General features: G+C 62.0%; 18 protein-coding genes and 1 pseudogene. 9 read left to right on the top strand and 10 right to left on the bottom strand.

What is annotated here, in order from left to right:
- Positions 1-5: 5 nt before the first annotated feature.
- Positions 6-779 (top strand): annotated as a pseudogene (locus ACYP2A_RS03855) (MCP four helix bundle domain-containing protein); the annotation flags it as partial.
- Positions 771-1,637 (top strand): methyl-accepting chemotaxis protein, encoded by an 867-nt coding sequence (locus ACYP2A_RS03850; protein WP_459743088.1) that lies wholly within the window; start codon positions 771-773, stop codon positions 1,635-1,637. The pseudogene ACYP2A_RS03855 and the gene ACYP2A_RS03850, both read left to right, overlap by 9 nt.
- Positions 1,638-1,649: 12 nt before the next feature.
- Here the strand turns inward: ACYP2A_RS03850 and ACYP2A_RS03845 are convergent, their stop codons facing one another.
- From ACYP2A_RS03845 to ACYP2A_RS03805, 9 genes are all read right to left on the bottom strand, one after another.
- Positions 1,650-2,762, bottom strand: coding sequence for an MFS transporter (locus tag ACYP2A_RS03845; protein WP_459743086.1), 1,113 nt, complete (start codon positions 2,760-2,762; stop codon positions 1,650-1,652).
- Positions 2,763-2,920: 158 nt separating this feature from the next.
- Complete coding sequence (locus ACYP2A_RS03840; protein WP_459743085.1) at positions 2,921-4,105, bottom strand: methyl-accepting chemotaxis protein; 1,185 nt, start codon at positions 4,103-4,105, stop codon at positions 2,921-2,923.
- Between the two features lie 42 nt (positions 4,106-4,147).
- Positions 4,148-5,371 carry a GTP-binding protein gene (locus tag ACYP2A_RS03835; RefSeq protein WP_459742911.1) on the bottom strand — a complete coding sequence of 408 codons (1,224 nt, stop codon included), beginning with the start codon at positions 5,369-5,371 and terminating at the stop codon, positions 4,148-4,150.
- Positions 5,368-6,024 carry a nitrile hydratase subunit beta gene (nthB, locus tag ACYP2A_RS03830; protein WP_459742909.1) on the bottom strand — a complete coding sequence of 219 codons (657 nt, stop codon included), beginning with the start codon at positions 6,022-6,024 and terminating at the stop codon, positions 5,368-5,370. The genes ACYP2A_RS03835 and nthB overlap by 4 nt, the downstream gene beginning before the upstream one ends.
- A gap of 42 nt (positions 6,025-6,066) precedes the next feature.
- Complete coding sequence (nthA, locus tag ACYP2A_RS03825) at positions 6,067-6,666, bottom strand: nitrile hydratase subunit alpha (RefSeq protein ID WP_459742907.1); 600 nt, start codon at positions 6,664-6,666, stop codon at positions 6,067-6,069.
- A 30-nt stretch (positions 6,667-6,696) separates the two neighbouring features.
- Positions 6,697-8,211: an amidase gene (locus ACYP2A_RS03820; RefSeq protein ID WP_459742905.1), complete on the bottom strand. Its 1,515-nt coding sequence runs from the start codon at positions 8,209-8,211 to the stop codon at positions 6,697-6,699.
- A 57-nt stretch (positions 8,212-8,268) separates the two neighbouring features.
- Positions 8,269-9,135 carry a transporter gene (locus ACYP2A_RS03815; RefSeq protein WP_459742903.1) on the bottom strand — a complete coding sequence of 289 codons (867 nt, stop codon included), beginning with the start codon at positions 9,133-9,135 and terminating at the stop codon, positions 8,269-8,271.
- 40 nt (positions 9,136-9,175) lie between these two features.
- Entirely contained in the window at positions 9,176-10,234 is a 1,059-nt protein-coding gene (oxdA, locus tag ACYP2A_RS03810; protein WP_459742901.1) for an aliphatic aldoxime dehydratase, read from the bottom strand.
- 44 nt (positions 10,235-10,278) lie between these two features.
- Positions 10,279-10,446, bottom strand: coding sequence for a hypothetical protein (locus ACYP2A_RS03805; RefSeq protein ID WP_459742900.1), 168 nt, complete (start codon positions 10,444-10,446; stop codon positions 10,279-10,281).
- A gap of 308 nt (positions 10,447-10,754) precedes the next feature.
- On the opposite strand from ACYP2A_RS03805, the gene ACYP2A_RS03800 reads away from it, so the two are divergent.
- Positions 10,755-11,690, top strand: a complete 936-nt coding sequence (locus ACYP2A_RS03800; protein WP_459742899.1) for an AraC-like ligand-binding domain-containing protein — start codon at positions 10,755-10,757, stop codon at positions 11,688-11,690.
- Between the two features lie 9 nt (positions 11,691-11,699).
- On the opposite strand, the gene ACYP2A_RS03795 is transcribed toward ACYP2A_RS03800, so the two are convergent.
- Entirely contained in the window at positions 11,700-13,445 is a 1,746-nt protein-coding gene (locus tag ACYP2A_RS03795) for a sigma 54-interacting transcriptional regulator (protein WP_459742897.1), read from the bottom strand.
- A gap of 281 nt (positions 13,446-13,726) precedes the next feature.
- Between ACYP2A_RS03795 and ACYP2A_RS03790 the strand changes: the two genes are divergently transcribed.
- The 6 genes from ACYP2A_RS03790 (at position 13,727) to ACYP2A_RS03765 (ending at position 20,059) form a co-directional block, all read left to right on the top strand.
- Positions 13,727-15,202 (top strand): benzaldehyde dehydrogenase, encoded by a 1,476-nt coding sequence (locus ACYP2A_RS03790; protein ID WP_459742895.1) that lies wholly within the window; start codon positions 13,727-13,729, stop codon positions 15,200-15,202.
- Positions 15,203-15,245: 43 nt separating this feature from the next.
- On the top strand, positions 15,246-16,013 hold the full coding sequence (locus tag ACYP2A_RS03785) for a coniferyl-alcohol dehydrogenase (RefSeq protein WP_459742893.1): 768 nt from the start codon (positions 15,246-15,248) through the stop codon (positions 16,011-16,013).
- Positions 16,014-16,056: 43 nt separating this feature from the next.
- Positions 16,057-17,004 (top strand): SphA family protein, encoded by a 948-nt coding sequence (locus ACYP2A_RS03780; protein WP_459742891.1) that lies wholly within the window; start codon positions 16,057-16,059, stop codon positions 17,002-17,004.
- 140 nt (positions 17,005-17,144) lie between these two features.
- Positions 17,145-17,903: a YkgJ family cysteine cluster protein gene (locus ACYP2A_RS03775; RefSeq protein ID WP_459742890.1), complete on the top strand. Its 759-nt coding sequence runs from the start codon at positions 17,145-17,147 to the stop codon at positions 17,901-17,903.
- 109 nt (positions 17,904-18,012) lie between these two features.
- Complete coding sequence (locus ACYP2A_RS03770; protein ID WP_459742888.1) at positions 18,013-18,756, top strand: NAD(P)H-dependent oxidoreductase; 744 nt, start codon at positions 18,013-18,015, stop codon at positions 18,754-18,756.
- A 37-nt stretch (positions 18,757-18,793) separates the two neighbouring features.
- The gene (locus ACYP2A_RS03765; protein WP_459742886.1) at positions 18,794-20,059 is read left to right on the top strand and encodes an NTP/NDP exchange transporter; all 1,266 of its coding nucleotides are present in this window, start codon (positions 18,794-18,796) and stop codon (positions 20,057-20,059) included.
- The last annotated feature ends 16 nt before the right edge of the window (positions 20,060-20,075 follow it).

Here is a 20,075-nt window from a genome sequence, read left to right as displayed (position 1 = left end):
TTCTCATGCTGTTGCGGAGTCTGAAAATTGCTTCAAGGTCGAGCATTTTCTTTGCGTCATTTACCCTGTTGTTAATCATTGTCGGGGCTTTTTTCCTGAGTAAAACCGCACAACTCAGGCAGATCGAGCAGGACATCGAAACCGGTTCGCTGCAAAGTATCAACGTCACCGGAAAGATCAACGCGGCCTTGATTTCCATGCGCCTGGAAACGCAGCGGCTGATTACGGCCAAAGACCCTACCGATATTCAGGACACCAACAAGCGCCTGGACGGTTTTCGCGAAAACTTGAAACAAGGCTTGAATGACTTTGCACCGTTGGCCAAGAGCGACGAAATCAGGGCCATTTTTGCGCCGCTGAAGTCTTCTTTCGATGACTACTTGCGCTTGCAAGCCCAGCAACAACAGATGTTGAACGCGGGGCAGGTGGCCGAGATGGTCAAGTTCACCGCCGATCAGGGTGTGCCGACCATAGGTCGCGCCATCAGTAAGGGGCTGGCCGATCTGGCGGCCTTCAACGAGCGTTACGCTGCCTTGCAGGGTGAGCAGGCGGGAGCGATTTACACGCAAACACGCACGGCATTGTTCATCGTGATCAGCCTGGCGGTGATGTACACCATTTTCATCGCCTGGGTGTTTACCCGCAGTGTGACGCAACCGCTTTATCACGCTGTCGCGGTGGCCCAGCGCATCGCCAAGGGCGATCTGTCCGGGCAAATAGTGGTCGATGGTGCAGACGAGGCCACCGATTTGCTGCGGGCGCTCGATGGCATGCAGCGTGAGCTGCATGAAACGCTGAAGCTGATTGCCTCTTCGTCCGAGCGCCTGGCCTCGGCGGCCGAAGAGATGTCGACGATCAATCAGCAAAGCAGTCGCGGGTTGCTGCAACAGAATATCGAAGTCGATCAGGCCGCCACGGCGGTCAATGAAATGAGCGCGGCGGTGGACGAAGTGGCGCGTAACGCGGCCTCTGCCTCCGATGCAGCAAAGGCCTCGAACGAGGCGACCCAGGACGGGCGCCAGCGTCTGGGGCAAACGATCAAGTCGATTCATAGCCTTTCGGAGAATGTTCAGGGCACGGCCGTGCAGATCAACGGCCTGGCGCAACAGGCCCAGGACATCAGCAAAGTGCTTGATGTGATTCGGGCGATTGCAGAGCAAACCAACCTGCTGGCGCTCAATGCGGCGATCGAGGCGGCGCGGGCCGGCGAGCAGGGGCGTGGTTTTGCGGTGGTGGCTGACGAAGTCAGGGCGCTGGCGCATCGCACTCAACAGTCGACGACCGAGATCGAGCTGATGATTGTTGGTGTGCAAAACGGCACTTCAAGTGCTGTCAGTGCGATGGAAAGCAGCATTCAGCAGGCCAGGGTGACACTGGGGCAAGCCGATGATGCCGGCAATGCCTTGCAGGTGATTGCCGATGCCATCGTGCAAATCAACGAGCGTAACCTGCAGATTGCGACAGCGTCCGAACAGCAGGCGCATGTCGCAAGGGAGGTCGACCGCAACCTGATCAGTATTCGCGATCTGGCCAGCCACAGCGCCGAAGGCGCGAGTCAGACGGCCGTCGCCAGTCATGAGTTGTCGCAACTGGCGGTCGGTCTGAACTCGGTGGTGATGCGTTTCAAATTGCATTGACAGCGTGGCGTATCAAGCCTCTTTGCCGCGTACCCCAACGATGTAGACCAGCAAGCCCAGCACCGCCATCGCGGCGCCCACATAGCCGGTTGAGGTCCAGCCCCAACCGGCGGCAATCGCCATGCCGCCGAGCAATGGGCCGATGGCATTGGCCAGGTTGAACGCCGCATGGTTGGACGCCGCTGCCAGGGTTTGTGCACCTTTGGCGATGTCCATCAAACGGGTTTGCAGCACCGGCCCCAAGGCAATCATGGTGCCGACGCAGGCAATCGCCGGCAGCAGGGTCCAGATCGAGTGGGCGGCAAACGGGAAGGCCAGCAGCACGACAATCGACCAGACCAGCACGATGCCGATGGCCTGGGCACCGAAGCGGTCGAACAGGCGGCCGCCGATGATATTGCCGATCACCGCCCCGCCGCCGAAGCAGGCCAGGGCCACCGGAATCCAGCTTTGGGCGGCGCCGGTGACTTGCAGCAGCGTCGGCGCCAGGTAGCTGAACACGCAGAACATGCCGGCAAAACCCGTAGAGGCGATCAGCAACAGCAAGCCGATTTGCGCTTGGCAGAAGGCTTTGAGCTCATGCTTGACGCTGCTGGCCTGCGGTTTGTCACCGGCCGGCAGCAGGCACTGGACGAGGATGCAGGTCAGCCCGGCAAGCACCGCCACCACCACGAACGCATAGCGCCAGTCGAGCAGTTGCCCCAGCCAAGTGGCCAGCGGATTACCGATCAGCATGGCCACGGTGAGGCCCATCAGCACGCTGCTGACGGCGGCGCCGCGTTTGTGCAGCGGGCTGATCGAGGCGGCAGCCAGTGCTGCGACACCAAAATAGGCGCCATGCGGCAGGCCACTGACAAAGCGCGCCAGCATCGCGCCGTGGTAGTCGGTGACCAGTGCGCTGGCCAGGTTGGCCACGGCGTAGAACAGCATCAAGGCCACCAGCAGGGTTTTGCGCCGCCATTTGCTGCCGAGCATGGCCAGCACCGGCGCGCCGATCACGACACCCAAGGCATAGGCGCTGATCAGATGACCGACCTGTTGTTCGTTGATCTCAAGCCCACGGGCAATTTCGGGCAGCAGGCCCATGATGACGAATTCGCTGGTGCCGATGGCGAAGCTGCCCATCGACAGGGCCAGCAAAATCCAGAAGCGCAATCCGGCGCTGGGTGCTGTGTTGTCGCTTGTTGACACGTAATGACCTCATTTGTAACGGTGCAAGGCACGGGCTAGAGCGTTTTTGAACGCAATCGCCACCATACGGGATTGGCCTCGGCTCGTCATCGTCAATACCCCTCGATCATGTCCGCCGCCTGCTGGGTCGCCTGACTGGTGCGGGTCGCCAGCTTGCGCACCTCGTCGGCAACCACCGCAAAACCCCGGCCTGCCGCACCGGCGCGGGCGGCTTCGATGGCGGCGTTGAGTGCCAGCAGGTTGGTCTGCTTGGCGATGCCCTGAATGGCCGCCACGATTTGCGTCAGTTTGAGCAGGTTGTCCTGCATGGCCTGGTGTTGATGCTGCTGGGCCTCGCGCATCTGGTTTTCTTCGTGGCTGGCATGGATGTCGGTGATCGCGCCGACCACGCGCAGCGGTGAGCCATCTGCGGCGCGCCGGGTCTGGCCGCGGCCACGAAACCAGCGGTAATCGCCGTTCTTGTGTTGCAGCCGGTAGGCGACATCGAAGGGCGTGTTGCCGGAGCGGTCGTTCACGTGGGCGACAAAGGCCTCTATGGCGCGCTGGCTGTCATCGGGGTGCAGGCGCGACGACCAGCTTTCCAGGGTATTGGGAAACTCTTCGGTGGTGGTGTAGCCCAGCAGTCGACGCATTTGCGAAGACCACCAGATGGCGTTGTTCGGGTTGGCCGGGTCGCCGGCCACCACTTCGATGTCCCAAAGGCCGTCGTGGAGCATTTCCCGCGAGATTTCAAAACGGGTGGCGGCCAGGGTCAGCGCTTCTTCGTGCTGGCGCTGCAAGTGGATATCGCGCAGCACGCCGGCCACCGCCACGGGCACGCCTTGGGCATCGCGACGGGAGTGGGCGCTTATATGGCACCAGCGATAACCTGAGCCCAAATCCATGCGCACCTCCAGCGCATAGGCGGTGCGGCCGCTGCGGTCGGCCAGGTGACGGGTCAGGCCGTCCAGATGCGCCTGGCGGTCGTCAGGGTGCAGTCGTTCGTTCCACAGATCGAAGCGCTCTGGCAGCCCAGGCTGGCTGGTCAGCGCTGTCGACCACCACAAGGTGCTGGCGGAAACGGCGGGCGCAGTGCCGCTCAATTCCAGCGCCCAGAACCGATCGCCCGCGCTTTGTGCCACCAGCTCCCAGCGCTGCGAGAGGGTTTTCAGCTGGCTTTCGCGCTGAGCCAGTTGCGCCGCCGTCCGTTGCAGGTCAAGGGTCAGGGCGGCAACCTGGGCTTGCAGCGCCTGCTGCTCGACGTTGCCCTGTTGCAACTGGTCGGCGAGGGCGGTCATTGCGCGATGATGGGTTTTGCTGAGCACTAACATGCGGCACCTCTAAATGGATTGCACAGGCGTGCTGAAAGCGCTGGCGCCGGGTAACGCCTGCCAGTGTGGCGGGCCGGCCAGAATCTCGTCCGGGGTCAGCAGGCAGGCGTTCAGTTCGTGCTGCAACACCTGCAGATCCAGCCCCTGGCCGATGAACACGATCTCCTGGCGGCAGTCACCGGCAACAGGGTCCCATTTGCTCAGAATCCCTTCACGGCGATAGTCGTCCTGCGGCCATTGCGCCTGATCGATGAACTGCCACCAGCGGCCGACATGTTCCCAGCGAAAGTGCCCGGCACTTTGCGCCAGCATGCCGATTTCCAGGTAACGGCTGGCCACCCAGAAATAGCCCTTGCTGCGCAGCAGCCGCCCGTTGCGCCACGGCTTGCCGAGAAAATCCAGCAGCCGCTGCGGGTGAAACGGCGCGCGCTCGCGGTAGACCCAGGAGGCAATGCCATAGGTGTCGGACTCCGAGGCGTGTGCCTCGACCGCGTCCAGCTGTTTCATCCAGCCGGGCGATTGCGCCAGGCTCGGCAGGTCGAAGCGCTGCGTGCCGAGAATCTTCTCCAGGGCAATGACGCCGTGGCTCATCGGCAGAATCTCGGCGCCGGGGTTAAGGCCAGCGAGCAGGGCGCGCAAGGCCTCGAAGCGCGCCTCGCCGATCACGTCGAGTTTGTTGACCAGAATGACGTTGGCATACTCCACCTGTTCGATCAGCAAATCCGACAACGCGCGCAGTGGCGTGCTGTTTTCGGCTTCACCACCCACGCGCTCGGTCGAGTCCAGCAGTGCTTCGAACTGGCTGCCGTCGACCACGGTGACCAGCGTGTCGAGTCGCGCCAGCTCGCTCAGGCAAAAGCCCTCTGCGTCGAGAAAGGCAAAGGTCTCGGCCACCGGCATCGGCTCGGAGATGCCGGTGGATTCGATCAACAGATAGTCGAAACGCTGTTGGCGCGCCAAGAAGCTGATCTGTTCCAGCAGATCGCCGCGCAGGGTGCAGCAGATGCAGCCGTTGCTCATTTCGATCAGTTCATCGCTGCCACGGTGCAACGACACCGTGCGTTCTACGTCCTGAGCATCAATGTTCACCTCGCTCATGTCGTTGACGATGACCGCCACTTTCAAACCTGCGCGATTGCGCAGGATGTGGTTGAGCAGGGTGGTCTTGCCCGCGCCCAGAAAGCCCGAGAGCACCGTGACCGGCAGCCGGCTCGACGGGCTGGCGCCAGTCATGGCTGCACCGGGCCATCGGCCTTGTCCAGGTAGCTCTCGAACAGGTCGACGACCACAAAGCCGTCATCGGTCGCATCGCCCCACAGGTCTTTGACCCGGAACTCGACGTGGTAGGTGGGTTGCAGCACCGCGCTTTTGTCGCCGTGGCCAATGGTGTCGGGGAACGGCCATTTTTCGCGGGTACGGTGCAGCACCACGCCCTGTTTGCCGCGCACATAAGCCGGCATGCGAATGTGCCCGGCGACGTACTCATCACGCACGATCACGCGGTCGCCGACTTCGAAAGGCGCTCGGTCGGAAATGGCCGGGCGGCCTTTGGAGTGCGGCGGGTTGGCCAGCTTGAAGTGCGAACCCAGCGCCTCGTCGAGCTCCTCTTGAGTAATCACGCCGCCTTCGACCAACAGTGAAGCGGTGGCGATGACATAGCGCTCGTAATAGGTGGTGCCGACGTGCTGGCGCACATCCAGGCGCTCCACAGCGTGGCGCGCCTCATCGATGCTGAACTGCTGCAAGTGGTCGGCGGCGATGAACATCAGGCTGTAGGCCAGATGCTCCCAATCTTCTTTGAAGACCGGTTTATAGCTGAGGCTGTTGATGGTGTGCGGCACTTTGCCGAAGCCTTGAAAGCCACCCAGGTCGTGAAAGCCATCCATTGTGAAATACCTCGTGCAGGTTGAAAGGAGAAGGGGATGTTTTCAGGACACCTGGGGCAGGGCGACACCAATCAATACGTCTTTGGTGATCAGTTTTTGCAAGGCTTGCTCGTCCATGTGCTCGGTGCCGGCCGGGCGTTGTGGCAGCACCAGATAGCGGCTTTCGGCGCTGGTGTCCCAGACCTTCACCAGCATGTCGGCGGGCAGTTCGGTGCCCAGTTCACGCAGCACCGTGCGGCCTTCGCGCACCAGCCGGGCACGGAATTCGAAGCCCTTGTACCACTCCGGCGGCAGCCCCAGCACCGGCCAGTTGGTGCACGAGCACAGGCTGCAAACGATGACGTTTTTCAGCGTGGGCGTGTCTTCCACGGCGACGATGTATTCGCCTTGCGGGCCGGTGTAGCCGAACTGCGCACAGGCGGCGGTGCCGTCCTTGAGCAGCAGTTCACGGTATGCAGGATCGGTCCAGGCCTTGGCGACCACGCGGGCGCCGTTGGCCGGGTCCCATTTGTTTTCCATCAGGTCGGTGAGCTGTTCGATGTAGCCCTCGGGAATCAGGTCTTTGTTCTTGAGCACCTGAAACAAGGCGCGCGCACGTTCGCCTGGGGTTGAGGTGGATGCTTTCGGCACGGATGTGCTCATGGTCGGTTCCTCTTCTGGCAATACGGTGGATTACAGATCACGCCAGTCAGCGCTGGCTTCGAAGGCGGCGGCAGCCTGGTAAATCGTGCCCTCGGCGTAATGCGCGCCGACCAGCATCAGGCCCACGGGCAGGCCGTCGACCAGCCCGCACGGGATCGACATGGCCGGGTGGCCGGTGATGTCCTGCGGCGCGGTGTTGCCGATCATTTCCAGGGCTCTGGCCACGTACTCAGTTATCGAGCAACCCGGAGCCGGGTGCGGCTGGGCGACGATCGGCACGGTCGGCATGACCAGCAGGTCGTAACGCTGGAAAGCCGAGTCGTAGGCATTTCGCGCCAGGCGCGCGATGTTCTGTGCCTTGGCATAGAAGCGGCCGTTGTAACGCTCGATGCCGTACTGGCCGACGAACATGCACAGCTTGAGCGAGGCCGACAGGGCATCGGCCTGATCGCGCCAGCCGACCTGTTTGTCCAGCAGCGCGACGTCGTACAGGCCCTTCCAGTTAAAGCCTGCGCCGTTGCCGTGCATCATCTGCGCGGTCAGGCCTTCGCAGCCGATGGGGTGCCACAGTGCGCCGGCCAGACCGTGTTCGGGCACCGACACCGTTTCGACCTGGGCGCCGAGTGCCTGTAGCCGGGCAATGGCGTTGTTGACCTTCTCGGTCACGCGCGGGTCCTGATTGCCCAGCTCGAAACCTTCTTTGAGGACGCCGATTTTCAGGCCGCTGACGCCGCGCTCCAGGTAGTTGCTGTACGCGTCGACTTTCGGTGCGGCCTGGCGTGGGTCGAGCCCGTCGGCACCGGCCATGACTTCGAGCATCAGCGCGTTATCGCGTACGTTGCCGGTGATCGGGCCGGCGTGATCGATGGTTGCCTCGATGGCCATGATCCCGGTGTAAGGCACCAGGCCATGCGTGGGCTTCATGCCGTAGGTGCCGCAAAACGCCGACGGGATACGAATCGAGCCGCCCTGATCGCCGCCCACCGCCATGTCTACGTCACCGGCGGCCACCAGCGCGGCACTGCCTGACGACGAGCCGCCCGAGGCATAACCGTGGCGATGCGGGTTGTGCACCGGCGCCGGGTCGGAGGTGTGGCTGCCGCCGGACAGGCAATAGTGCTCGCAGGTGGCTTTTCCCAGAATCGTGGCGCCAGCATCCAGCAAGCGGCTGACCACGGTGGCGTCGAACGCCGGAACAAAGCCTTCCAGCGGCGCGGCGCCGTTCATCATCGGCACGCCGGCCAGCGCCACGTTGTCCTTGAGGGCAATGGTCCGGCCCGCCAGCTTGCCGTGCAGCGCGCCGCTGACTTCGGTCTTGTAGTACCAGGCATTCAGCGGGTTCTCACTGCCGGCAGGGCGGTAACCGGCACTGCGCGGGTAGCGCACAGGCGGCGTAAAGTCTGGCAACTCATCGACCAGGTCATAAGCGTCGAAGCTGCCCTGCATCAGCGCCAGGTATTCGCTGGCCTGTTCAGGGCTCAGCTGCATGTGCAAGCGCCTGGCAATGTCGATCAGGTTCTCAACGGTGGGGCGAACAATGGCCATGGTGAAAGGTGTCCTTTGAATGAAAAATAAGAGGTCCAGCGCCGGGCGGAAAACGCTTTAAAACACCCGGGCGTATCGCAGGTTCATGCGGAAGTCTTCTTTGGGGCCGTTGTCCACTGTCAGGTCCTTGCCCAGTTGCAGCTGGATCTGGTCCTGGGCGGTGACGAATTTGGTGGCGGTCAGGCGAAAGTTGGTGGTGCCGGCTTCGTTGTCCTGATTGACCTTGTCGACGTTGGTTTCCCCGCCCCAGGTATGCCCGAAGCCAATGCCGAATGTGGTGGTCGGGTCGGGCATGTAGCGGCCCATCAATTGCGCGGCGTACGAGACGTCTTGCTCCAGGCGGTTGCCGGCGCTGGTGTAGTCATCGTTGTCGCCGTACCAGGTCGCGCCGCCGACCAGGTCCATGGCCCATTTTTCGGTGAAGTGCTTGACGTAGGCGCCTTGCAGCTCGAATTTCCAGCGGTTCTCGCCGATGTTCAGCGGGTCGTCCTTGTCGTAGGTGCCGGTGGGCACGAACACATACGGCGCAATACTCAAGGTGTCGCGGGCCTCGTTGAGGCGCAGCTTGAGCGGGGCGGTGAGGATCAGATCGCCAATGCCGCGGGTGCTGCCCAGTGCCGAGGCATCGCCGCCGCTGGACACATGACCGAAGGGCAACAGAAATTGCGGGTCGATGGTCAGCGTGTCGCTCAAGGCATAGACGTGCAGCAGACGCAGGATGCCGACGTCCGACTTGAGGTTGAAATCGGAACTGACCTTGTGGCCGTTGGCGTACGCAGAGCCGGTGGTGGAGTGCTGGTAGTAGAGCGCGCCGATGGTCGCGCCCACCGGGTATTGTTCATAGTCACCGGGGGCGACTTCCACCGCATACGCAGGAACGACGGGCAGCAGGGCGGTGAGCAGCAACGGGCGAATGGTGTGCATAAGGGTTTTCCCTGGACGTAAGTGTGTGCGAGCGATGTGCTCAGCCTTGGACGGGTTGCGCGTCGCGCAGCATTCCGGTGTGCGGATGGCAGTTGATGTACTCGAACACCTGGCTCTTGGCGTCGGACACCGACACCTCGTGGTACAGGCGCAACTTGGCCAGGCCTGCCGCCACGCGAAAGAAGGTGACGAAGATGCGCAGGTGGGTCGGGTGCGACTCGGCCCAGCGCTCCAGCTTCTCGACCGAACGCCAGTGGCCGATGTTGTAGCTGAGGTCGAGGAAGTTGCCGTCAAGGTCGATGTTGCGCACAAAGCGGTTGCTGTAGCAGCCCAGCGGCTGGCCGTTGTCGCGCAGAAAGTCCATGCCGTCCTGCAGCGTCGGCAGGATTTCATCCAGGTACAGCGAGCGTTCTTCGGCTTCGGCGTCGGCCCAGTCCTGGCCCGAGCGGATCAGCGCGATATTGTCGTGACCGAGGACTACCACGCGACCGCCTTTGGCCGGGTCGCCAGAGACTATTTGCAGCTCGCCGGTGGGCAGCATCCAGTCGGTTTGCGAGACCGGGAAGCGGTCGCGCATCGAGCCCCAGTAGCCGTGTTCTTCAACCTCGCCGCTGGTGCTGTCCATGATCGCGCCGACGCCCGGCAACTGGTCGCGAAAGGCGTACAGGGTCTCGAACTGTTCGGCGCGCGGCGCAATGATTTCGCGGAAATACCCCAGGCCCTCGGCAAGCCGGTCATCGGAGCTCCACCAGCCATTGACCTCGGGCGAGCGCAGCCAGCGACAATGCGCGGCCGGGTCTTTCCAGTAGCCGACGATGATCAGGTTGTCGTAGCCGCTGTTGTCAGTGTGGTGGGTCAGGTCATGGCTCAGCGGGCCATCGGCCAGGCTGAAACTGTCGACGATGTGCCGCATCGCCTGCAACGCCGCCGCCTTTTGCGACTCGCCGCGATACTGCACGCCCAGGTAGCCCATCACTACCTGTTTGACCTGTTCATCGGCGCGGGCGACCCACATCGGGAACGGCGGCTGGTATTCGTCGGGGACGCGGCGGGAGAGGGTTCTTGGGCACTTGAGGTGCTTGTCGATCGCGGATTCCATGGGTGGCTCCTTTGTTCTTCTCAGGTTCAGGCTTTGGTTAGGGTTCAGCGGGTGGACGGAACAGGTGCGGTGCTGTGCAAACCGTTGAGGCGCTGGCGCAGCAACAGGGCGCTCCACTCGATCAGGTAAACCGCGAACTCCTCAGGGGCCAGGTCGCGTCTGTGCAACAACCAATGGGCGTCGTTCAGGGGCTGGTTTTTTTGTGAGTGCATGGAAAACCTCATCAGCGGGTGGTGGCCGGCTGGCTGCCGTGAGGTAGACGTTATGCAGCCGCAGGGCCTGCCGCTTTGTTGGTCGGGACAACCTTTTGGCTGGAAAGGACAGCGCATCAACGCAGGCTTGCAGCGCTGATCCGTCGTGGTGCGAGGCCCCGAAAACAGGGCGTTTCGTGCCTTAAAAGATGGCGTTTTTCGTTCTGTTCGACGGTCGGCTGCGGGCCGTAGCGAGCTTGAGGCAATGGCCTGCTAATTGCTTGAGCGCAGATCAAAGTGACCCGTTCCGCCGTTGTGAGGTGAATGCCATGACCCCCGCCAGCCAGTACTCGACCCTCGCCGTTTCAGCCCCTCGTCGCTTCGAATACTGGAAAGAAGTGGTGTGCCAGCATTGCCTGCTGGCCGACAGCAAGCCCTTGGCGCAGAGCGATTTCGATGGCGCACTGGGCGTCAACGGCATTGGTTCGCTGGACATTTATACGATGTCGTCGCCGCTGCATTACTGGGAGCGCTCCGACCGCCACCTGCGCAACGGCCCCAACGATGACCTGTGGCTGGGCTTTACCCAGCGGGGCTTTGGCGAACTGGAGCAGGGCGGACGCAAGACCACCTTGACGGCCGACAATCTGTTCATGTACGACGCCACGCAACCGTTTCGTTTCAGCCTGGGCGGCAGCGAAAACCACCTGCTGCGCATCCCCCGCGAACTGCTCAGCCAGCGCCTGCCAAGGGTGGCCGAGAGCACCGCCATCGTGCTCAATGACCGCCGTCCCGGCGTCATCCCGCTGCGTGAAATGCTCCGTCAGGCCGCCAATACGCCGGCGATACTCAAGGACGATGGTCTCGGCAGCCGCTACGCCGAAACCCTGCTGGATTTGCTGGTGATCAGCCTGGAACTCCAGGACCTGAAAACCACCCATGTCGAACTCGACCTGTACGGCCGCAGCATGAATTACATCCGCCAGCACCTGACCGACTCAGACCTGAGCATCGAGCGCCTGGCCCAGGTTCACCACGTGTCGACCCGCACCGTGACCCGGGCCTTTGCGCGTTATCAGAAGACGCCGGTGGCGGAAATATGGAAAGAACGCCTCAACGCCAGCCGCGACGCCATCGAGCGCGGACGGGTGAAGAGCATTTCCCAGGCAGCGCTGGATTTCGGTTTTTCGGATTTTTCGCATTACAGCCATGCGTTCAAGAAAGCCTTTGGGGTGACGCCGCAGACGTTGTTGCGGCGGGAGTGACCTCGCCCCTCAATCCTGCTGCCGCTGATGCTTCTTCAACCGATAGGCAAACTGCGCACGGCTAAGCCCCAATAAGCGCGCCGCAGCAGCCAGATTACCCGCGCTGTGCTTTAACGCTTCGTTGATCAGCCGCGACTCAAGACCGTCGATGGAAAAACCGGGGTCTTGTTGCCCCAGCGTTTCCAGCAGCGCAGCGCCTGTTGTCGCGGCGGTCTGGCGCCCTTGTGCAGTCGACAGGCTGCCGTGGTCGTCCACACCATAGGGATCTGCCGGCATGGTTTCATTGCGAAACAGGTGCACCAGGTCAATGGCCTGGCCTTCATCGCTGGCGATCAGGCCGCGTTCGATCAGGTTTTGCAACTCGCGCACGTTGCCGGGAAAGTCGTAGCGCAGCAGCACTTTCAGCGCGCGCATGCTCAGGCCCACCGGGGTGCGTTCATAGTCCTGACAGAAGCGCTTGAGAAAGGCGTCGATCAGCAGCGGAATGTCGTCGCGGCGTTCGCGCAGCGGTGGCAGGGCGATCGGGTAGACATTGAGGCGGTAGAACAGGTCTTCGCGAAAGGTGCCGTCCGCCACCGCTTTTCGCAGGTCGACGTTGGTGGCGGCGACCACGCGCACATCGACCTTTATCTCGCGCACGCCGCCGATACGTTCAATCTCGCGCTCCTGCAAGGCCCGCAGCAGCTTGCCTTGCCCCGGCAGGCTGAGGCAGGTGATCTCGTCAAGAAACAGCGTGCCGCCCTGGGCCCGCTCGAAACGTCCGGGCCTTGAATGCGTGGCGCCGGTGTAGGCGCCGCGTTCGACGCCAAACAGTTCGGCTTCGATCAGGTTGTCGGGAATGGCTGCACAGTTGAGCGCCACAAACGGGCCGTCGTGGCGGTGGCTGAGCTGGTGCAACTGGCGGGCAAAGCGTTCTTTGCCGACGCCCGATTCGCCACTGATCAGCACCGTGGCGGGGGTCAGCGCGACCCGTTGCAGGGCTTGGGTCGCGGCGTTGAAGGCGGCGCTGGCGCCAATCAACGGTTGTTCCTGACTGACGCCGGTACTGCGGCTCAGCGGTTTGCCGGGCACGCTTGAAACAGCCGGGCTGGTAACGGCGTGCGAGACATTCAGGTAGCTCAGGTCTTGCTCGGTGTCACCCCATTGCTCGGCGGTCTTGCCGATCACCCGGCAGCAGCTATGGCCCATGCCACGGCATTGCACCTCGCGGAAAATCACCATCTGCCCGAACAGGCCGCTGACAAAGCCGATGGCGTAGCCGGTTTCGGTCCAGCACACCGGGTCCTGGCCAATGCCATAAGTGGCCACGTGCTCGTCGGCCTCGCAGGAGTGGTGCCAGAGAAACTCGCCCTCATAAAAGCCTGAGTCGGCGTCGAACTTGAAGTGCAGAGGTTCAACCTTGGTCATGCCTTCCAGGGTGTGCAAATGGGTGCCGGCACGAAAGATGGCGGCGGCATCGGCATGTGGCCAACGCTCGCGAATCAGCCGGGCGTCACGGGCGCCGGAGGCATAACCGGTGCGGGTGAACAGGCCGCGGGCCTGCTCCAGGCCCAGGCGCTCGATGATCTCGGCACGCAGGGCGCCGAACGCAGAGCTGTGCAATAGCAGCATGCGCTGGTCGTTGAGCCAGATGCGTCCATCTTCGGGTGAGAAAAACAGGCAATCGGTCAGTTCGGCGGGCGTCGGCGAACTGCTGTCGCTCAGTTGGCGGCTGTCACCGCGCGGATGGTAATCCGCAGGATTGGGGTGAGTCATTGTTATGCCCCTGCAACGCTTGAGTTAACGATATGAGCAATTGCCGAGATAGTTATTAAACATAACTTTATCAATTGAACAAGTGGGGGATGGGCAGCTTTTGTATTTGGACTGTACGCAGCCTACGGGAGGCTGTCCGAAAGCCCCGCTGTAGAGCGCTTGATGATTTATCTTCAGGTCCGTTTCAGTCAGCGGCACAGCCTTTGCTCAAGGCCTTGTGCGGCGTTTGCACAGTCTCTGTGGCTGTGCAGGCGATGACAATTACAAGAACCGGAGTTGCCATGTCAGTGTCTGAAACCCCCTCATTTTTACAGCCGGCGCTCGTGTCCGAATGCCTGTTCAACGGCGACTGGGTACCCGGCTCGGGACCTGTGACGCCCGTGATCGAACCCGCCACCGGCGAACCCTTGATGCGCTGCGCCATGGCCGATGCCGATGACGTTTCCAGTGCCTGTCGCAGTGCAGCACTGGCGCAACCGGCATGGGCGGCGCTGGGCCCGCGTGAGCGCGCCGAGGTCTTTCGCAAGGCGGCGGCGTTGGCGCAGCAATCGTTCGCCGAGCTGGCGCTGTACATCGCCCGTGAAACCGGCGGGGCGCTGTTCAAGGGCGAGCACGAAGTGCGCGAGGCCATCGTGCTGCTGCACCAGGCCGCGGGCCTGTTGTCGCAGCCGCACGGGCTGGTGTTGCCCAGCGAGGCAGGGCGCTTGTCGTATGCGCGGCGCCAGCCGCATGGCGTGGTCGGGGTGATCTCGCCGTTCAATTTCCCGTTGATCCTGTCGCTGCGCTCGGTGGCGCCAGCGCTGGCGGCCGGCAATGCGGTGGTGCTCAAGCCTGACCCGCAAACCCCGGTCAGCGGCGGTTTCATCATTGCCCGGCTGTTCGAGGCCGCCGGTTTGCCCAAGGGCCTGTTGCACGTGTTGCCCGGCGCTGCGGCGGCGGGTGAGGCGCTGTGCCGCGATGCGGATGTGAAGATGATTGCCTTCACCGGCTCCACCGCTGCCGGACGCAAAGTCGCCGAAGTGGCCGGGCAGAGCCTGAAAAAAGTCGCGCTGGAACTGGGCGGCAAGAACCCGCTGATCATTCTCGAAGACGCCGACCTGGACCTGGCCGCGAGCAATGCCGCCTGGGGTGCCTGGCTGCACCAAGGGCAGATCTGCATGGCCACCGGCCTGATTCTGGTGCATGAATCCATCGCTGAAAGCCTGACCCGCAAGCTGGTCGAAAAAGCCCAGGCGCTCACCGTCGGCAATGCTGCGCGTGGTGAAGCGGCGCTGGGGCCGTTGATCAACCAACGGCAGTTGCAGCGCGTGCACGACATCGTCACCGAGAGCGTCCAGGCCGGCGCCCGGCTGGAGGCAGGCGGTACGTATGAGCGGCTGTTCTATCAACCGACGGTGCTCAGCGGCGTGCGTCCGGGCATGCGTGCCTTCAAAAATGAAGTGTTCGGTCCGGTGGCGGTCGTCGTCAGCTTTTCTACAGATGAAGAGGCTATCGAGCTGGCCAATCGCACCGAATACGGTCTGGCGGCGGCGATCATTTCACCTTCGGTCGGGCGCGCCATGGCCATCGGCGAGCGGCTGGAATGCGGCTTGTTGCACATCAATGACCAGACGGTGGCCGACGAATGCACCAACCCCTTCGGTGGTCGTGGCGCCTCGGGCAATGGCGGCAGTGTCAGCGGGCCGGCCGACTGGGACGAATACAGCCAGTGGCAATGGGTAACCGTGAAAAACACCCCGCCGCGCTATCCCTTCTGAACCCTGCACATGCCTTTACAACAATAACCAAGAGGGCTTGAACATGAACCTGAACAACAAAACCCTGATCGTGACCGGTGTTGCCTCCGGTATTGGTGCCGAAGTCGCCCGGCTGGCGCGTTTTCAAGGGGCCAGGGTGATTGGCGTGGATCGCCATGAGCCGCAACTGACGCTTGATGGCTTCTTCCAGGCTGATCTGGGCGACCCGGCGAGTATCGATGCGCTGGTGGCGCGCTTGCCGGCGCAGATCGACGCGCTGTGCAATATCGCCGGCGTGCCCGGCACGGCGCCGGTCAAGACCGTGGCCGAGGTCAATTACCTGGGCTTGCGCCATCTCTCGGCGTCGTTACTCCCGCGCATCCGTGCCGGGGGCAGCATCGTCAATGTCGCCTCGGTGCTCGGCGCGCAATGGCCGCAACGGCTTGAGTTGCATAAGGCCCTGGCCACCACCGACAGCTATGCCGCCGGCCAGCAGTGGCTGGCTGCCAATCCGGTGGAGCACGCCACCTGTTATCAATACTTCAAGGAGGCACTGATCGTCTGGAGTTTTGCCCAGTCACAGGCCTGGTTTCGCGACCATGCGGTGCGCCTCAACTGCGTGGCGCCGGGGCCGGTGTTCACGCCGATTCTGGGCGATTTCGTCAGCATGCTCGGCGAAGAGCGCGTGGCCCAGGACAGCCAGCGCATGACCCGGCCTGCGCTGGCCGATGAGGTGGCCGCCGTGATTGCCTTTCTATGTTCGGACGCGGCACGCTGGATCAACGGGGTCAATCTGCCGGTGGATGGCGGGCTGGCAGCCACCTACGTGTAACTACTGCGAAAAAACAACAACAAGAAAAAACAGGAATTACAAGATGCTCAAGCCATTCTTGCGGATCGTTGCGCCCCTGACATTTGTCGCCTTGCCCTCGGCGGCACACGCCTACGACTTGCCCGGACTCAATCTGGGCAGCACCAGCTTTTACGACGGCTCGCCGGCACCCGCCGGGCCAGGCTGGTACCTGGAGGAATACCTGACCTATTCGAGGGCCAGCCGTTTCAATGATGCCAATGGCAACAAACTGCCGTTGCCGAAGCAGGAGTTGACGGTCGTGGCGCCCACCACGCAGATCATCTACCTTGGCCAGCCTCTGGCCAACGGCGCGATGCCGGGCTTTACCCTGATCAATACCTCGCTGGCGCATGTCGATGTCGACGATGGCCTGAACAACGCCGCACTCAGCTCCCGCGCAGGCTTTGGTGACCTGATTGTCGGCGCCTTTTTGCAATTGCCGACCCTGACCCGCGCCGATGGCAGCCCGCTGCTGACCCAGCGCGTCGAGGCCGACGTGTCGATTCCGGTCGGCAGCTATGACCGCAATCGCTCGATCAACCCTGGCAGCAACTTCTGGTCGTTCAACCCGTACTACGCCGCGACGTACTGGTTCAGCCCGCAATGGTCGGCCAGCGGGCGCTTCATGTACCTGTGGAACGGCAAGAACGACGATCCGCAGGCAGGCTTCGGTGATGTCTCCGACACCCAGGCCGGCCAGGCACTGCACGCCAACCTGACGCTGCAATACGCCCTTAGCCAGTCATTGAGTGTCGGCTTGAATGGTTATTGGCTGAAGCAGATCACCGACACCAAAGTGGATGGCGATGAGGTCAGTGGCCGCAAGGAAAAGGTCTGGGCGATCGGGCCGGGGCTGGTGTATGCGTTCAGCAAGGAAGATGTGCTGTCGGTGAACGCGTACTTTGAGCAGGATGCCGAGAACCGCACCGAGGGCAACAAGATGGTGCTGAACTGGTTGCACAAGTTTTAGGGGCGGTGCGCAGCACCGATTCAATCAATGACCCCGGATCAGGCAAGCATTAGCGCATAACAGGCAAGTCGCTGCGTTGCCAGCTTCACATACTTCGACGCGTCCACGTGGCCTGTCGAATCATTGTGTGAGTGCCTGATATGCAAAACAACGCGATCCGCTTTGCCTGTAATGGCTGTGGGGTGTGCTGCAAAGGTCGTCTTGTTCCCCTGACCTTGAACGAAGCCCGGCAGTGGCTGGCGCGGGGCGGGGAGGTTGCCGTGATACTGGAGGCCTTCGATGAGTCGATGTGGCCGCTGGAGTCTCAACAGTACGCGCACAGTGCGCAACGTGCCGTCGAGGTGCCCAGCGGCGATGCGCAGATACAGGTGATTGCGGTGCTGGCGGGTAATGCGCTGGTGCAATGCCCCAGCCTCGGTGAAGACAACCGCTGCGGGATTTATGAGCAGCGGCCGCTGGTGTGCAGCATTTACCCGATGGAAATCAACCCGTTCATTGGACTGCGCCCGCAAGACAAGATTTGCCCGCCTGATGTATGGGAGCGCGGCGAAGTGCTGTTCTCTGACCGGATCGTCGACCCGGTCCTGGCCGATCAGGTCCAGCGTTCCCGCCAGGCCGACCGCGACGATGCCTGGGCCAAGATCTCTTTGTGTGCCGACCTGGGGCTGAACATTGCTGCCTGGAAGGGCAATGCGCTGGCCGTGTATTTGCCTGACCGCGTGCAGTTGCACGAGGCAATTGAGCGCTTTGATCAAGGTGCCGGCGCGTCCATAGACAGTCACTGGCGCGTGCGGGTCGATGATGTTCAATTGCGCCACACGCTGCATCAGTCGGGTATCGATACCCATGACACCCTGACGGGCCGCTATATCTTCCACCCGCTGCAAGCGCACGTCTGAACGCTAACTCGCCAGATTGGGCAAGTAACAGCTCTGTTCAGGCAATCGGGAAAGAGGCGGGGATTACATACTCAGCCGACCAGAACCCACCTGATCGTGAGCATTGAGCATGAGCAAGACACCTGTCGATGAACCCCGGATACCCCCTGCCAGTGATCTGGATCGCCGCGATTTCGTCAAGGCCGGCCTGACCGTGACAGCCGCCATGATGCTGCCCTCGATGGCCGGGGCGGCCTCAGGCACCCCGGCGTCAAGTGCGGCCAAAAAGGTATTGATCATCAACGGTCACCAGACCTGGCCGGGCATCAGTGAGGGGCGCCTGACCCGAACCCTGATCGAGGTCATTGCCCAGCAAATGACCGCCAAGGGCCACGTGGTGCAGCACACTCATATCGAGCAGGGTTATGTCATTGATACGGAGGTGCAGAAGCACCTGTGGGCTGACATCATCATTACCCAGTCGCCGGTGTTCTGGTTCGGCACGCCGTGGATCTACAAAAAGTATGTCGATGAGGTGTTCACCGCAGGTCTGGTCCAGCAAAGCATGCTGGCTGGGGATGGCCGAACCCGTAGCGATCCGGCTCGCCAATACGGCAGCGGCGGCAAGATGCAGGGTAAGCAATACCTCTTGTCACTGACCATGAACGCACCGCAGGCGGCTTACAACGATCCCGCACAAACGCTGTTTGCCGGCAAGTCCGAAGAAGACCTGTTTCTGGCCAATACCGCCAATTACAAGTTCTGCGGCGTCGAGATACTGCCGATTTTTTCCAGCACTGATGTGATGAAAAACCCTCAGGTCGAGACGCACATCGCCCGTCTGAAAGAGCATCTACGCCAGGTTTTCGGTTAATCGACCTCTTTATTTCATCTGTACAGGAATTTTACTGATGACCCCAGCCGGCACGCTCAAGTGGGCAAACGTGCAGCCTCAGGAAAGAGCCGCGTTGTTATTAGGCTTCGCCTTCCATTTTTGTGTGTTGGCCAGCTATTACCTGGTGCGTCCGTTACGCGACGCATTGGGGCTGGAGGGCGGTGCCGACAAGCTGCAATGGCTGTTTACCGCGACCTTTCTGGTGATGCTGGTAATGGTTCCGCTGTTTGGTGCACTGGTGTCGCGCTTGCCGGCCCGGCGTTTTGTGCCGTTGATCTATCGATTTGTCGCATTGAGCATGCTGCTGTTTGGTGTGCTGATCGCCAACCGGATTGCGCCGGTGACGGTCGGGCACGTGTTTTTCGTGTGGATCAGCGTTTATAACCTGTTCATCGTGTCGATTTTCTGGAGTGTACTGGTCGACCGGTTTTCCAGTGAACAAGGCCAGCGTTTGTTTGGCTTTGTCGCGGCCGGCGGCACGTTGGGAACCTTTATCGGCCCGTTACTGGCCGCGACCATGGCCAAGGGGCTGGGACCGATTGCCCTTACGCTGGCGGCAGCGGCACTGCTGGAACTGGCTGTGCGTTGCTATCGAGCGCTGTTGTCGCGCACCGATACGCACGCTGAGAAGGCGATACAGGCACGTACCGGTATAGGCGGCAGCATGCTCGCCGGTTTCAGCCTGATTTCGCGCTCGCCTTACTTGCTGGGGTTGGTGCTGTTCATGTTGCTGCACACCACCGCGGCCACGTTCCTGTATTTCGAGCAGGGCCGGATTATCGCCGGCAGTTATACCGATGTGGCCAGCAGGACGCAGTTTTTTGCGGTGGTCGACTTGATCGTGTCGGTCTTGACCCTGACCTTTCAGTTGCTGCTCACAGGCCCCTTGATCCGCTTGATTGGCGTGGGTGGCGCGCTGGTTGCGCTGCCTGCAATAACCCTCATGGCCTTTACCGCCATGGCGCTGGCGCCGGTGCCCACCACTGTCGCGCTGGCCCAGGGGCTGCGCCGCGCCATCGAGTTCGCCGTGGTACGCCCGGCCCGCGAGGTGCTCTGGACCGTGGTCAGCCGCGAGGAAAAATACAAGGCCAAGAATGTGATCGAAACCCTGGTGTATCGCGGTGGCGATGCTGCCAGTGGCTGGTTGTCGGTCGGGCTGGGCGCTATCGGTGCAGGGTTTGGCGTGGTTGCCATGCTGGTGGTGCCGATTGCCGGTGTGTGGGGCGCGCTGTGTCTGTGGCTGGCCAGGCGGCAGAAGCGCTATGCGAATCCGGACGCTTGAGGCCGCGCCGCAAGCA

This window comes from Pseudomonas sp. 3A(2025), assembly GCF_054589175.1.
Note: the sequence above shows the minus strand (reverse complement) of the source record. Positions and strands in the feature narration are given on the sequence as shown.

Bases quoted from the DNA above. Each gene is read 5' to 3' on its own strand.
- ACYP2A_RS03850 (WP_459743088.1), top strand. From the start codon at position 771: ATGCAGCGTGAGCTGCATGAAACGCTGAAGCTGATTGCCTCTTCGTCC.
- ACYP2A_RS03845 (WP_459743086.1), bottom strand. From the start codon at position 2,762: ATGGGCAGCTTCGCCATCGGCACCAGCGAATTCGTCATCATGGGCCTG.
- ACYP2A_RS03840 (WP_459743085.1), bottom strand. From the start codon at position 4,105: ATGACCGCCCTCGCCGACCAGTTGCAACAGGGCAACGTCGAGCAGCAG.
- ACYP2A_RS03835 (WP_459742911.1), bottom strand. From the start codon at position 5,371: ATGACTGGCGCCAGCCCGTCGAGCCGGCTGCCGGTCACGGTGCTCTCG.
- nthB (WP_459742909.1), bottom strand. From the start codon at position 6,024: ATGGATGGCTTTCACGACCTGGGTGGCTTTCAAGGCTTCGGCAAAGTG.
- nthA (WP_459742907.1), bottom strand. From the start codon at position 6,666: ATGAGCACATCCGTGCCGAAAGCATCCACCTCAACCCCAGGCGAACGT.
- ACYP2A_RS03820 (WP_459742905.1), bottom strand. From the start codon at position 8,211: ATGGCCATTGTTCGCCCCACCGTTGAGAACCTGATCGACATTGCCAGG.
- ACYP2A_RS03815 (WP_459742903.1), bottom strand. From the start codon at position 9,135: ATGCACACCATTCGCCCGTTGCTGCTCACCGCCCTGCTGCCCGTCGTT.
- oxdA (WP_459742901.1), bottom strand. From the start codon at position 10,234: ATGGAATCCGCGATCGACAAGCACCTCAAGTGCCCAAGAACCCTCTCC.
- ACYP2A_RS03805 (WP_459742900.1), bottom strand. From the start codon at position 10,446: ATGCACTCACAAAAAAACCAGCCCCTGAACGACGCCCATTGGTTGTTG.
- ACYP2A_RS03800 (WP_459742899.1), top strand. From the start codon at position 10,755: ATGACCCCCGCCAGCCAGTACTCGACCCTCGCCGTTTCAGCCCCTCGT.
- ACYP2A_RS03795 (WP_459742897.1), bottom strand. From the start codon at position 13,445: ATGACTCACCCCAATCCTGCGGATTACCATCCGCGCGGTGACAGCCGC.
- ACYP2A_RS03790 (WP_459742895.1), top strand. From the start codon at position 13,727: ATGTCAGTGTCTGAAACCCCCTCATTTTTACAGCCGGCGCTCGTGTCC.
- ACYP2A_RS03785 (WP_459742893.1), top strand. From the start codon at position 15,246: ATGAACCTGAACAACAAAACCCTGATCGTGACCGGTGTTGCCTCCGGT.
- ACYP2A_RS03780 (WP_459742891.1), top strand. From the start codon at position 16,057: ATGCTCAAGCCATTCTTGCGGATCGTTGCGCCCCTGACATTTGTCGCC.
- ACYP2A_RS03775 (WP_459742890.1), top strand. From the start codon at position 17,145: ATGCAAAACAACGCGATCCGCTTTGCCTGTAATGGCTGTGGGGTGTGC.
- ACYP2A_RS03770 (WP_459742888.1), top strand. From the start codon at position 18,013: ATGAGCAAGACACCTGTCGATGAACCCCGGATACCCCCTGCCAGTGAT.
- ACYP2A_RS03765 (WP_459742886.1), top strand. From the start codon at position 18,794: ATGACCCCAGCCGGCACGCTCAAGTGGGCAAACGTGCAGCCTCAGGAA.